Below are 13,618 nucleotides of genomic sequence, written 5' to 3' on the forward strand. Positions count from 1 at the left end.
CGCCATTCGAGGCTCTCGATGAGTACGCAGAGCTTCAGCTGGCCTCGTAAAGTACAATCACAAATTCCGCTGTCCGGAATGATCTCGGCCCCTCACTGTCGCTAGTTTAGTTGCGACCCCTCGTAGGGGCTATGAGGACTGCAAAGATGATTTGCAAGGCATGTCCGGTTATGTTGCGACCCCTCGTAGGGGCTATGAGGACCCCACGGTAAAGGTGCAGGTCAGTGGGCACAATATCAGGGGCTGGGGGTGGTGTTTTGCAGTGAACCTCCGGTTGTGTAGGAAGGCCCGGAGGTTTGCTGCATTTAAGGTAAGTGATCTTGTGGCGAGTGCCTCGCGTCTGGGGACATGTCGACAGTAGTCGGTCGACGCACACATCGCCACAGACGGTCAAGGATGCGCTGGCTGGGGAACGGGGTGCGGGGAACGGGACGGGCGTGTAGGCCCAAGGTGATGTGGGGCGGTGGGGGCGGGCCGGCATTGGGTGGCGAGCCAGTCGAGGTCGGCTTGGGAGGCCAGGTGGATGAGGCGCCGTACAAATCGCTCCGCGGCGAGTCGGGTTAGACCGAACTCGCGAGCCGTCCATTGGAGCAGTTCGGTGGCATTTTCGGGGGTGTCGGCGCTGATGCGGGACAACAGCGATCTGTGAAGTTCGTTTCGGGGTGCCGCATACTCGCCGGTGAGCAGCATCGCGAGAGTGTGCCGCGCCAGTTGCTGTTCTTCGCCCTGGACGTGCAGTTCTTCGGGCGTGAGTCGCGAGGGGCGGGACGGGCCGAAGAGCAGGTCGTCCTCGCCCAGATGGATGGTCGCATTGGCCGTGTGCCAGTCGGGGCGGAGCGTTCGCAGTCGAGTGAGGGCTCCGCGCAGTTCGCGCCGCGCGCCGGCGAGGTCCAGACCATGGCGAGCGAGTTGGGCGAGCTGGCCAACCGGAATGTCGTAGATGTCGTGGGCTCCATAGCGCAGCCGGATGACCGCGTCGACCAGGAGCTCGAATCCGATCTCGTTCTCGCGTAGGGGCGCCGCCCAGGCGGCGGTCCGGAGATCGCGATCCGGCTTGGCGGAGGCCCCGCGGCTGTGCGCGTCCTCGCGCCGGACACGCGCCTCAAGACTGCGCAGGATGTGGTGGACGAGCTGCGCACGGGCGGCGCGGACGCCGACGGGCTCTCCCTCGCTGGGCCTTGCGCGGATGAGGCGGGCCATGTGCTCAATGGCGGTGGTGCTCGCCTCCCGCGAGGTCATCCATCGGACGATGGTCTCCATCTCACGGATCGGATCACCTCCTCGCGTCCGGGGTGGCGATCCGGCGAGGGTCTGGCGCAACCTGGTGTATCCGGCGAGGAGGTGATCGTGGATCGTCTGCTCGCATTCGTCGCACCAGCGCGTTCCGTCTACTCCGCTGCAGGGCCTGCCGTCATGCCTGGCCCTGCGCAACGGGCCACGCGCGATGTCGCGCAGGGCAGGTGAGATCAACGAAACATAGGCGGGGAAGGCGATGGATTCGCGTACGGCCGCCACGGCGCCGAGGTTCATGGCGCTCCTTCCGAGACATGGCAAGATGGCGCGCTCGGTGAACGCGTTTCTTACCGACACTGGCCTCGAAATTCGAGACCCTCAGAAGGAGCGGGCGGAGCCGCTCAGGCTCGCGGGCGTCAGCCGTTGAACTGGTCCAGGTTGGCAGCATGCCCTAAGGGGCGTCAACCGCTTTGCCGATAGTGTAGATATAGTGCCTCTATAACCGATTTGTAGCGAATAGTAAGCGTATCATCGGCTCTGACCGGGCCTCCCAGGTCACGTACGGCCCGCTCTAGTAACATCGATATATCGCCACCGGTCGCACGATGGCTCCCACGGCTCCGCTGATCCAGGGCATGGCCCTGTACGGACCGGTTCGCCTGCCGCCCGAGTTCGTCCAGGGCCGGAATCCCCGAACGCAGACGGCTCCACTCCTCCCATGTGAACAAAGCCGGGCGCAGCGCGGCCACAGCGAGGTAGGCGGCGAGTCCGGGGTGTTCGCGGCACGCCTCGGCGATCAGCAGCAGGCGCCGTCTGGCAGCTGCCACGCGTTCCCGCCATGTCCATCTGTCGGAGCCGGACCCGAACAGGTCCTGCTCAAGCCTCGCCACTTCGGGGTGCACGCCGTGCAACGCGTCCGAACCACGCTCCAGCAGGCGGCGGGCCGTCCGCAGGTCCAGCCGTTTGACCGCGCTCATCGCGAGCCGGGCCAGCACCTGATCCGCGCCGAGACGGGCCAGGACCCTCTGGCCACCGCGCAGTTCCGACGAGGTCTCCGATGTGCGGGCGAGCTCGGTGACCCGAAGCGGGCACGCGGCGGTCAGCGACCATTCCACACCTGCCGCGATCATGCCGTAGTTCGTCATCGGCGGCCCGGGGTTGAGCACGAGCACCACCTCGTCGACGTCCCGCAGGCTGCCCGACCCCGTCATCCCGGTGGGCGCCGCCTCGGACCTCAGAGCCGCGACGACGACATCCCGGATCGTGTCCAGATCGCCCGAGACGTCCTCGATCACCCGCGCGTCCACATCCGCGGTGGTGGCCTCGACCCATGCGGCTAGCCGACGAGCCCGTACCAGGGTTTCGGCGCTGGCCAGCAAGCGAAGCCGCAGCACACCTCGGCGTAACAGGGTGTCACGCCGTCTCCGCAGCTCGGCGACGACCACATGGACGGCCTGCCGGTCCTCGGCGTCCCTGTCTTCACGGTCCAGTCCTACGGCGAGCAACCCAAGGACGTCGCCGCTGCCGAGGACGGGCCAGCCGGTCCTGCCCGTGCCGGCGACGAGGCCCACGCCGGGATCGTCCTTCTTCTCCCACTGATCGGCGGCCGCCAGCAGAGTCGGCGGTAGCGACCCGGGGTCCAGAGGGCCCGGCATCAGATGCGCCTGATGGGTGGAGGCGGCGGTGTAGAGATCTGTCAGCGCGGAATCTCTGATCAACTGGACGCAACCGGCCATGCTGTCACCCACCAGGGAACGGGCGGTGCTGCGGATCCGCCCCGCCAGGCGTCCCTCCCCGCCCGCTCGGTCGCCGAGCGCGGTGACGAGTGTCCGCACCTGTTCTCTCGTACGGGGAGACAGCTTCTGCTCCTCGTTGGCGAACAGGCGGCGGAGACGTTCGGCATACCATGCGCGCAAAAGGCCGTAGTCGGCCGCCTCTCCTCGGCCGACTCGCTCGAACAGGGCTGCCTGGGCGGTGGGCCACAGTTCAGTGAATTTGGTGAGCTGCCCCGACGAAAGGCTCGATTTACCGATATTTCTTGATCGTCTCCGTAACCCGGCGGCATATCGCGTGTCGCCGGCCTGCCGGGCCGCGAGCAGCTTCCAATGCTCCTGCCCGCCAGGTGTCACTTCGGCGAGCGCGTCCCAGAATCGGTGCCTGAGCAGCCAGGATTCCAGGTGCGCGGCCATATCGCCTGGCCGGTCCAGAGAGTACGACCGGCCGGGCGTGTCGATGTGCACGATACGCGACGGCCGGCGGGCCCTCAGTGCGGCACAAAGCGCGCCGGCGCTGAGCGTGAACGCCCCTGAACCACAACTGATCAGGATCTCTCCAGGGTGATACCCCGCAAGCCACTTGTTGAGGGCCTCGGAGGCGGCGTTGAGCGTGAGCGCTTCGACCCGGACGACGGCCACCGCGTCCGGGTCGAAGCGCGCGCCACAGAGCCCTTCCTCTGCGATCAGCCGCGCCCGCATGTCGCCGGCCCAGTCGGCGAACGTCCGGCCACCGGGACCACCGGGGGTGGTCGTTCCCAGCAGGACGACCAGGGAGATGGGCAGGTCGGCGGCGGCGAGGCCCTCGAAGAGCTTTCTCAGGGGACGGCGGTCCTTGCCACGGGCGGCGGGATCGCCTTCCACGTCGGGAACGGCTCCGGCGAAACTCCGCGCTCCGGGAAACCCGAGGTCTCCGCCACCGACCGCGTGCACGAGCAGCACGCCGTCCGTCTTTCCCAGAATGGCGCATCCCCTCCACGGCCGACACAATTGGAGTAACCGTGTCGACGCTAACTCATCGCCGGTCGCACGTGCCGTAAGATACCGAGAGTCACCGCTGCCGGCCGCCGTTCCCCCGTTCCTTTCCAGCATCGCGGCGACGAGAAGCATTGGACGAAGGTTTTCGGCCGTTCCCATTCCTTCGGGAAGCGCCATTGCCGGCGTTCCCGTTATCCGGGTAGACCTCCAGCGGCGGAGCGGGATCCACGAGGCCGGGCAAAGACCGTCCGCGCCCTTGAATGATCTTCCCCTTCTCGACCCTCTCGTTCTGGGTGAACCACTCGTAGTTCCGGCCACGCGGATCGGGCGGCGCCTGCGTGTTCTCCGGGAGCCATCTCGGGCGCACTCGGGGATAATGCACAGGAAGGTCGGGGTTGCCCCGCGCCACGGCGAGCACGGCCGATCTTACCGAGACCAGGTGATCAGAGGAGTCGACGAGCCGAATGAACTCGTCGCGCGCCTGATCAAGGATCTTCATCGCATCGACGTCCCGCAATGGCGCCGACAGCGACCGGTAGTAGTCCGAGAACTGCTCGCCGGAGTGCAGATCGGTGGTGTCGGCGTCGATGTCGAGGCGTACGCTGCCGAAGCCGAGCGGACGGCCGAAGCCCAGCCGGTGGTAATGACCGCGCGGCAGGCTCAAAAGCCAGGTGATCGCGCCGAGTTCGTACGCATCGAGATCGCGAACGTCGATCGTGAACCGGAACCTCGTCCCGGGCCGAACCCACCCCTTGATCGACCGATTCTGGGTGTCCCGCTGCTCGTTGCCGGTCGTCTGGTAACGCCTGCCGTCGGGAGTCGGGTGGCCGCTGTCGTCCGGCGAGCTGCGCGACCGCCGGTACTCGCGGTAGTGAATGCCGATACGCACCTGCCCGGGGTCGACCTTTCCCTGGCCTTCGGTCCAGTGCTGCCGAGGGTCCAGCCCGGCCTGGTGCCAGTACGCCTTCCGGCCGCGCAGGCCACGTCCCGCCTGGTAGAGCCGTTCCTTCGGCGTCCCGTCTCCGACCGGCACGTCAGGCCTGTGCCGGGACTCCGCGAGATAGAAACGTCCCTGCTGGGGCTTGGGCCGCCCCAGTATCGCGAGCGGGAGCCCATCGCCGTCGAATCGCTCGACCGCCTCTTCGGCATTCTGCTCACAGGTCACCGGGCCGATACGCAACCGCCCGCGATACGCCGAGGGCCGTACTCCCGAGCCTTGAGGAGCGACCCACCCGAAAACGCGATCTGCGGGCGAGAGTTCGTCGTAACAGGAAGCCGGTGACAGTGAGGGGTCCAGGAGATCCTTGGGTGCGACCGGATACAGGTCACGCGGGATCAGTACTGGATACAGCCGGTCGACCCTGTTTTCCTCATCGCAGCGGGCGTAGCAGAGGGTGCGGGGTTTCAGCTCCATCCGCGCCGTGTCATGGATGTGCGGGCTCCAGGCGAGCTGGCCGGGACCGTTTCCGAACCTCTCGCCAGGACCGGCCTGATGACCGTCCGGCGTCGGGCGCTGATGGAGTTGCTCGTGGTCGTGTGCGCGCTGATAGTCCTGGATCAGAAGGTTCCAGTCGGTGACCAGCGCACTCCATTCACGCGCGAGGGGAAGCGCCTCTGGTTTCCTCCCCGGCTCCATGAAAAAGAGTCGCTCGGATGTCTTGTTCTCGATGTTGGGCCCGGTGACGTACGCGATCCCTTCCACGAGGGTTTCCCCTGGCCCGGCGGTGAGCTTCTCCGGCGCGTCACGCGGTACGAACGCGACCACCTTGGCGCCGTTGCGCCCGTCATCGGCGATCAGCGCCCGCAGTCGTGCGAGATGTTCGGGGGCTTCGCCAGGCTCGTGAAGACTCTGCCCGGACTTGTCGTACATCTTGAGCGATGCCACCTGGCACCTGAAGAGCACTCCGTCAGCGGCGATGTAAACCGGCACCATGCCTAAGGCGTAGCCGGCGTCGCGGCGGAATCCCAGCGGCGTGTCGTGGCCGTCGAAGACGCCGAAACGGGAGTTGGTGACGGCCTCGAAGGCGGCGCGCAGCATGCCCTTGACCGAAGTGGCCGACAGGTGAGGACGGCCGTCGCGGCCCTGGACGGGATAGACCTGGTGTCCGGGATCCCCGGTGGAAGGCGACGTGGCGCGGGTGGTGTCCAGGAGCAGCAGCGGGGTCTCGGCGGTCAGGGTGACGCCGATCCGGCCGGTCCACCGGTCCTCGTGCAGGCGATCACGGCCGGGCGGCGCGGCATCCCGCAGCGGCTCGGGCAGGCCGGCGCGGGGAAACGCCGGGACGAACGTATAGGGGTTGAGGAACGTCTGATCACCGCTCATCTAGCGGCTCCTTCCAGGGGGTAGGGCTCAAAGCCGATGAGTCGTTCCTCTGCGACATAAGCGTTGCCGTGGGCCTTGTCCGCGACGACGTACTCGCGTACAGCCAGCCGGATCCGGCCCGTTTCCGGCGCCGCCGCCATGGGCACCGCCAGGGCGCCCACACGCGCGGAGGCGAGCATGGCCCAGCCCGGCGTGGACGTGGTGGCGGTTCCCCAGACGAGATAACGGGTCTCTATCGTGGTCACGACGTCCAGCGCGTCCAAAGGCTCGCCAAAGGCGCCCGGCAGGAGGCTCGCGTCCTCGGTCAGCAGCACCGCGTATCCGGCCTCGACCCAGCGCAGCTCGACGTGGGCGGTGAAGACCCGCGCCTCGTAGACGGCGGACAGGTCGGCCGGACCGGTGGGTGTGACGCAGCCCCTCCCCGCGGCCCGGGCGAGGCGGTACGCCGAAGGCGCGGTCAGCAGTGCGCATCCGCCGTCGAGCCGGGCCGCCTCCAGCGCCTCCGGCAACGTGATCCCGGTGGCGGCGGCGCCGTACAGGGCCGTCATGATGACACCTCCTGTGCCAGGTAGCCGGTCCATGCCCGGGCGATGGCGGAGATCTCCGGCCCGTCCAGTGCGTCGGGCAACGCGATCGGATCGGGCCACGGGCCGCCGGTGAGGGTGATCTGGGTGACCTCGATGTCGCCGAACCCACGGTTGGTGGAAGCCCCGAGCGGGAGCCGTCCGCCGGCGAGGTCCCGGAGAGTGAGGAGCAGCAGGGCCAGCGCGATGTCACGCTCGGCGCCGAGGCGGGTGAGGTCGACGGAGAGGCGGATGGGTTCCCAGTCCACGTCGTACGGCTCCAGCACGCTGAACAGTCGACCGTCGGCGGCTCCGCCCGTCCAGCGGTCGAGTGCCACATGATCCGCCCGTGCCATGCCGAGGTCCTCCAGCCGGTCGCGGACGGAGTCCGGCAGCGTGGCCCGTCGCTCGTCATGGGCTTCCCGGTGCGACTGGTCCGGCCGCCGGACTTGGTCCGCTCGTTGGTCGCGGTCCTCGTGCCCGTGGCGGTGCTCCCGCCGGTCCTGGTCCGGTCGCCGGTCGTCGTCTCCGGTCACGGACTTCCACAGTGTGCCGGGAATCGTCACCAATGCGGTGCACTCTTCCGCGCGCAGCGCTCCGGCCCCGCGATCCGCCGAGTCGTCACGGGCCGAGCCGAACAGCGCCCGTACGGCGGGCAACTGATCGAGCTGTGACCGGAACGCGGCGCTGTGCTCGCCCGGGGAGGCCGCCGCTCCGGCCGTCGGCGCGTCGGCGCACCTGGCCGTGCGTTCCACCAGCTCGGCGTGACTGCGCAGCATCCCCTTCACCGATCCCCCGGGCAGGACGAGCGTCAGGTGATGGCGGTCGACGCGGGTGGTGAGCGGCAGCGTGTCGATGACCAGGCCGCCGGTACCCGCCCGGACCATCACCGGCGCCTTGGGAGTCCATGTGACGCGGACGTCGAGAAGGTCGCGCCGGGCCGGGAGCCGCGGGTCGGCGGAGCGCAGCGCCGCGGCCGTCCGCCTGCGGGCCGGGTCGTTCCTGAGCAGGGCCACCAGTCCCGCCGGGGAGTCGAACCGATCCACGACCAGGTCGAGCGGGTCGTCGAGCAGCCGCACCGCCCCGAGGCCCCGTCCGGTCGCGGCGCCGATCCGCACCTCACCCGCGCCCAGGGCTGCCAGCAGCGCCCCCATCCTGGCCTCGTCGGCGGATCCGTCCTGATGGGACTCGATGTCCATCTCCAGCCGGATGTGGTAACCGGCTGGCACGACCGCTCTGCCGTACAGGAACTCCGGGGCCGCCGTACCGGTCACCCGGTCGATGCCCACCGACGGCCGGAACTCCAGGATCGCCGGGTCGAGGGGGTCGGCCGGGAGACCCCGATCGTCCAGCCGGGGGGCGGCCGTGATGAGGGCGTCGGCGACGACCACCCGGCTGGCCTGGCCTTCACCGCCCTGCCGACGCACGAACCCCCACAGCTCGTCGAGAACGCCGGTGTCCGGGTCTGCGCCCAGCGACCAGTGCCGCAGGACTCCGGCGAGCGTGGTGCCGGGAACGTAGAGACGCCCGAGACCGTCCACCGCGATCGGCAACGGTTCGGACGGACCACCACCGAGGCCGCCGACGTGCAGCGGCGACTCGGTGCGAAGCCAGCCACGCGCCCTGACCCTGCTGGTCACGTGGCGTCCCACCCTGGCGGTCATTTCTCGCCTCCCACGGCCGCCGGGCCGGCCTCGTCACGGGCGTGCGCGGCCAGGCAGGCGTCGACCAGGACCCGCAGGGCCTCACCGCGCAGCTCGGCTCGCAGGAGAGCCACGCCGTCGCGGGTCACGACGAGTTGTTCCTCGGGCAGGCCGAGCAGCGTCCAGATCGTGCCGGGGTCGGTGAACAGGCCGTGGAGCGATCGGACCGCCTCCGGTGGCCAGCCGGGACGACCCGTCCTGGTCCTGGTGAGCCACAGGAGGCGACTTTCCGCGCGCTCAGGGGAGGGCTCACGGGTGATCTCGCGTAACGCGTTCACCTGCGTGATGGAGACCCCGGCGGGGATGATCCGGCCTCGCCGCCGGGCGTCGCCCTTGATCCTTTCGCACATCCGGTGGATCTCGGACCGCCATGCCGCCCGCTCGAAGATCCGCGCGTCCTCGTAGCCCTTCTCGCCTGGTTCCATGAGCCGAGGGCCGGAAACCGGAGCAGGCTCGGGCCGTACGAGAGGGGCGCACGAGGTGTCGTCTCCGACAGGCCTGAGCAGCAGGTCGTGGTCGAGTTCCACCTGCCCGAACCCCTCGGCCCGGCGTTCCCCCACGCCCGAGGTCCGGACCTCCGCCAGCACCGCCTGATCGATGGGGCCACCGTCCACGCGGAACGTCAGGCAACTCCCGGCCGCCAGGCCGTACAAGGTGGGGCGGGGCAGGCCCCAGCCCCGGTGCCAGCTCTCCGTGCGATGCGCGCCGAGCGCGACGCCGACGCGTCCGTCCTGCCGTTCCGTCTCCGGCGTCAGGCTCACGCGGGCACCTGCCCTGGCCAGGGCCTGTTCCAGCGCGCGCCTGACGTCGTCAACGTGGGTGCTCGGCCGCAGCCTCAGGTCCCGGACCAGCAGATCGGACAGCAGCCACACCCGAAGCAGGCTCCCCTGCCCTGTCCCGGATCGCTGCCGGACGGCGGCCGGACGTACTTCCACGGTCACCTGCCCGTAGTCGTCTTTGGACGACCGCCCGATCCGCCACCGCCCGGTGAGCCCGTTCTGCCAGCCCGGCTCCAGCGCACCCGCCCGCGCCCGCACCTCGGCGTGCAGCACCGTGCCGGCGGCCAGGGCGCGGTAGACGTAGACGCCGCCGATGTCTCGGGTGGGCCGCTGAACGTCATCTCGGACGCTGTTGTGCATGCGTACCGTGGAGGCCGGTATGACGATGGTGTGCGTCTCATCCCCTTCTGGCACGACATATCCACTCCGGTATGGCTTGCCGAGTTGCCCGTCACCGGCCATCCGGTTGCCGGACACCCGGCTCTCTCCCTTCCTGTGTACGAGGACCCTGGGCACCGGGAGCGTTCGAGCGCCGCGCGCCGATCGCGGGGTGGCGGCCGTGACGACCAGGTCCCCCCGGCGGACAAGGGCGTGGGCCGCGCCACCGAGCCGCCGGGTCACCTCCGGCATCAGGCACCAGCCGGGGATGTGGTCCGCGCCCTTCACGACGTTGCCGAGGACGGTCGCCGCGGCGAGCACCGGCTGCTCCACGGTGATGACGAGTTCCGCGCACTCCCACCCCGGCCGCGTCGCCGCAGCCGTCGTGGCGGGCTCATCGGCGACCGCGCATGGCAAGGCCGTCAGCGGCGGGACGACATCGTTCGACGGCGGTGGCGTCCACTCCGGCGCGAACCCCACCCCCTCGATGGTCATGCGGCACCGCCCCGCCCCTCGACGCCGCTTGCCGCCGATGGTCTCCAGCAGACGCGCCCCCGCGTCCAGCAGCGCGACGGCCGCGTCCCGCTGGGGCTGGTCCAGGTCGGTGAACCCGTCGATCCGGCCCCGGCCCTCCAATGTGACCCCGGCGCGGGCCATCTCCTCGAAACGCAGCATGTCGGCCTTGGCCGCGCCGGTATGGCCGTCGATCGCCACGCCGGGCTTGCGGAACGTCGCCGCCCACGCGACCCTCGGCCTGCTCCTCAGCAGGTCGGGCAGTCTCCCGGGTAGTCGCAGAGGCCCTTCGAGGGCGAGCGCGGCGGGCCGCAGCACGCCGGTGCCCGTGATGTACGAGCCTCCGAACAGGAACACCAGCCAGTCGTGCCACACGCCGGCGGGCCCGCCGTCCAGGGCGTGCGCCGCCAGTTCGCAGGCATCCCGCCAGACTCCGACCAGGCTCTTCGCCGGTATGACCGGGGCGGCAGGCCCCCTGGAGACGTCGCCCGGGTCCTCTCCTTCCCGCTGGACGAGCCGGTCGGCGTACCCGTGAATCCCGGTCCCGGTACCCACCCGCCAGTCGCTCACCATGAACAGTGAGATCGTGAAATCGCCCGCCTCGCTCATCGCGTGCCCTCCCTCACCTGGAGGAACGGCAACGCCGCCATCGCGTCCAGCAACCCCGTCACCCTGTCCTCCCCGGGGGCGGTCCACATCAGGCCACCCTGTTCTTCCGTCAGTTCGGCGAGCGCCCTCGTACGGACCGCGTCCCCGGCGTACCGGCGCCGTAGCAGGTCGAGCCTCGAACCGGCGACCTCCTCGCCGAGACACAATCCCTCACGAAGATCATGTGCGGCGCCACGAGGGATGAGCAGTTCCCCGGACGCGGAGTCGCGTCGCGTCAGTGCCGTCACCCGCCGTACCAGGTCCTCCCACCGCTGTCCCCGCGCCCGGTCGTCCCGGCTCCCCCGCCCCACCAGGTACGGCGAGGCCGAGGCACCCGAGCCGCCCGACAAGGTGACCGAGCGGCGAATCCGCTCAAGATCGGGAGCCGAGCTCTCGAACAGCACCACGAACGCCACGGCCGAGCTCCACGCCTTCACTCGTTTGGCCTCGGCGTCGGTCAGCCTTTCCGCCAGCTCGTAGGCGAAGTGGAACGGGTAGTTACGCTTGACGATCGCGACACCGGCGGCGGCGCTCAGATCCTCCCTGCCCAGCTTCGCCCGCGTCGGAGCGAGCAGAGGATCACGCGCCGTCTCCCACTCGAACGCCTCCAGGTAGTGCCGGGTGAACGACAGCGCCACCGCGCCGTCGCACACGACGGTGAGATCGTCACCACCGAGCACAAGCGGCAGCACCGGCAGGGAGGAGGCTTCCTCGCCGAGTTCGCCGGCCGTGCGGCGCAACGCCGCCCTGAACGCCCTCTTCGCGCACCCGTCCACGCCGGAGGAGAGGTTCCGGATCGCGTCCGCGTATCGGCGATCGCGATCGATCCCCGCCTCCCCTGACGCATCGCCGCTCCCCACCGCCGTCGGCTCGCCGAGTCGCTGGAAGACCTCACCGAGTCCGTTGCCGTCGGCGTGCACCACCGCGACCCACTCCGCCTCCAGCCCCAGCCGGTCGACGATCTTCTTCATCGTCGGCCGGTCGGCACCCGAGATCCCGGCCATCCTGTTGAGCGCGGCGGGATGGGCGGCGAGCTTGGCCATGGCCGCCGCCGACCTCGGCTGCGCGGGCTCCCCCTCGCCCTCGCGACGGATTTCCGTCGCGGGCAGCCCGCTCGACCCGCAGTCCTCGACAAGCGGGAGGCGGAGGAATCGTGCCGGCGGCCCCGGCCGCGTTTCCCGTACGGCCGCCAGTTCCACTCGCGCCCTCCGCATCGTCTCCGCCAGCGTGCCGGGGGTGTATTCGATCACCACGCCGCAGACGTCCAGCCCCGGCGCCTCCTTCAGCGCGCGGCAGGTCAGCTCCGTCACAAGGCGCCGCCCGGCGTCCCTGTTCCTGACCAATACCGTGATCCCGCCCGCCCCGGCGACGAGCAGCTCCGCGTCGTGGCCGCCGATACGCCAGTCCTTCCTGGAGAAGCCCGGGAACACCTCTTCCAGCGACTCATCGGCCCAGGTTCCGTCCACCCGGGTGATCAGGCCGGACGCCCCGACGATCTCTTGACGCTTGCCGGAGGCGAAGATGTAGCGCTGGTTGCCCGCCGTACTGATCACGACGAGATACATGGCTCTCCCTTCTCGTAGGGATGGGGAACGGCCGTCACCGTGTGGCCGAGCAGCCAGCCGAGTGCGAACGTCACACTGGCCGGGGCCGCGATGAACAGCCGAGGGTTCAGGCCGGCGTGGTGCGGGCGAGCCGCGATCCACGCGCGCCATGCCGTGTAGACAAGCCGGACGGCCAGCTCGAAGTCGACGGTGGCCTCGGGAAGGTTCGACGGCCCGCCGTCGACGACCAGAGCGGCCCGGCACCGCTCCCAGCGCCCGCCGGCGTCCACGCAGCCGTCCCTCGCCGCTCGCAAGGCCTGGGCGACCATGAGCGGGTTGTCCGACAGATGCACCACGATGGCGACGGCCGTTCCCTCGGGTACCTCCTCGTAATCCGGTTCCTCGATCACCCGGGCCAATCGGCCCGCCCGCGCGACCTCCCCCGAGCTCAACGGCTCCTTCAACCGGCCGCTGATCCGCACCGAGGCGAAGAAGTCCGACTGGGCGCGTTCGGAACGCTGCGGCAGGACAGGAGTGGCCGCCGGCACAGGCTCATCGGCCTGCCGTTCCGGCTCGGAGCCGACTCCTCGCAGCCGGCGCTGCACGTTGAACTTGAACTTCGCACCCAGTTCGAAGGCATCGGGCAAGGCGGCATTCACGTACAGCGACACCGGGGTGGCGGGGTCGGCCTCGGACAACTCGGTGAGGCGTGCGGTGACCAGCTCGTACGCCAGGTCCAGAGTGTCCTTACGGGCTTCGCGGGCCGCGGCCTTGTCTCCCGCGTCGGCGTCGGGCCTCGCCGCCGAGACGGTGCGCCGGACGGTGAAACACGAGTCGTGATGGCGCCGGGCATGATCGACGGCGGCGTCCGTCCACTGACCGCTCCAAGGTCCCCGCCAGTTCTCCCTCGGGAGAGCGAGCACGATCCCCACGCCCTTGCTGCGCTGCTGCCACAGGTTGATGCCGGCGAACACCACGGCGGCGGCCACGCAGAGCACAGTCAGAAACGGCTTCTGATCACCCAGCCAGCTCTTGATGACATCCGGCAGCATCCCGGCGGACACCGCCGCAGCCACCCCGGCAAGCGCCGCCACCCCCCAACGCGACGCCCCTCCCAACACCCCCCAGGCCCTACCCCTCCCGACCCGAGCCGGCAAAAGCCCCATCCCGCCACCCCTCCAAGC

Annotated in this window: 8 protein-coding genes; all 8 read right to left on the bottom strand. The window is 69.6% G+C overall.

The window, feature by feature from the left end; translation table 11 throughout:
- Positions 1–390: 390 nt before the first annotated feature.
- Positions 391–1,530: a hypothetical protein gene (locus AB0M95_RS11410; RefSeq protein ID WP_363762222.1), complete on the bottom strand. Its 1,140-nt coding sequence runs from the start codon at positions 1,528–1,530 to the stop codon at positions 391–393.
- A gap of 164 nt (positions 1,531–1,694) precedes the next feature.
- Positions 1,695–3,947, bottom strand: a complete 2,253-nt coding sequence (locus AB0M95_RS11415; RefSeq protein WP_363762224.1) for a hypothetical protein — start codon at positions 3,945–3,947, stop codon at positions 1,695–1,697.
- Between the two features lie 109 nt (positions 3,948–4,056).
- Entirely contained in the window at positions 4,057–6,306 is a 2,250-nt protein-coding gene (locus AB0M95_RS11420; RefSeq protein ID WP_363762226.1) for a TIGR03986 family CRISPR-associated RAMP protein, read from the bottom strand.
- Positions 6,303–6,854 (bottom strand): CRISPR-associated protein Csx19, encoded by a 552-nt coding sequence (gene csx19 / locus AB0M95_RS11425; RefSeq protein WP_363762228.1) that lies wholly within the window; start codon positions 6,852–6,854, stop codon positions 6,303–6,305. Before csx19 ends, AB0M95_RS11420 begins: the two co-directional genes overlap by 4 nt.
- Positions 6,851–8,533: an RAMP superfamily CRISPR-associated protein gene (locus AB0M95_RS11430; protein ID WP_363762230.1), complete on the bottom strand. Its 1,683-nt coding sequence runs from the start codon at positions 8,531–8,533 to the stop codon at positions 6,851–6,853. Before AB0M95_RS11430 ends, csx19 begins: the two co-directional genes overlap by 4 nt.
- Positions 8,530–10,851: an RAMP superfamily CRISPR-associated protein gene (locus AB0M95_RS11435; RefSeq protein ID WP_363762232.1), complete on the bottom strand. Its 2,322-nt coding sequence runs from the start codon at positions 10,849–10,851 to the stop codon at positions 8,530–8,532. Before AB0M95_RS11435 ends, AB0M95_RS11430 begins: the two co-directional genes overlap by 4 nt.
- Positions 10,848–12,455, bottom strand: coding sequence for a hypothetical protein (locus AB0M95_RS11440; protein ID WP_363762234.1), 1,608 nt, complete (start codon positions 12,453–12,455; stop codon positions 10,848–10,850). The genes AB0M95_RS11435 and AB0M95_RS11440 overlap by 4 nt, the downstream gene beginning before the upstream one ends.
- Entirely contained in the window at positions 12,440–13,528 is a 1,089-nt protein-coding gene (locus AB0M95_RS11445) for a hypothetical protein (protein ID WP_363762236.1), read from the bottom strand. The genes AB0M95_RS11440 and AB0M95_RS11445 overlap by 16 nt, the downstream gene beginning before the upstream one ends.
- Positions 13,529–13,618: the final 90 nt, after the last annotated feature.

Origin of the sequence: Sphaerisporangium sp. NPDC051017 (assembly GCF_040683095.1) — a bacterium.
Lineage (GTDB): Bacteria > Actinomycetota > Actinomycetes > Streptosporangiales > Streptosporangiaceae > Sphaerisporangium.

Coding starts and splice junctions, on each gene's coding strand:
- AB0M95_RS11440 (WP_363762234.1), bottom strand. CDS start 12,455: ATGTATCTCGTCGTGATCAGTACGGCGGGCAACCAGCGCTACATCTTC.
- csx19 (WP_363762228.1), bottom strand. CDS start 6,854: ATGACGGCCCTGTACGGCGCCGCCGCCACCGGGATCACGTTGCCGGAG.
- AB0M95_RS11410 (WP_363762222.1), bottom strand. CDS start 1,530: ATGAACCTCGGCGCCGTGGCGGCCGTACGCGAATCCATCGCCTTCCCC.
- AB0M95_RS11420 (WP_363762226.1), bottom strand. CDS start 6,306: ATGAGCGGTGATCAGACGTTCCTCAACCCCTATACGTTCGTCCCGGCG.
- AB0M95_RS11435 (WP_363762232.1), bottom strand. CDS start 10,851: ATGAGCGAGGCGGGCGATTTCACGATCTCACTGTTCATGGTGAGCGAC.
- AB0M95_RS11430 (WP_363762230.1), bottom strand. CDS start 8,533: ATGACCGCCAGGGTGGGACGCCACGTGACCAGCAGGGTCAGGGCGCGT.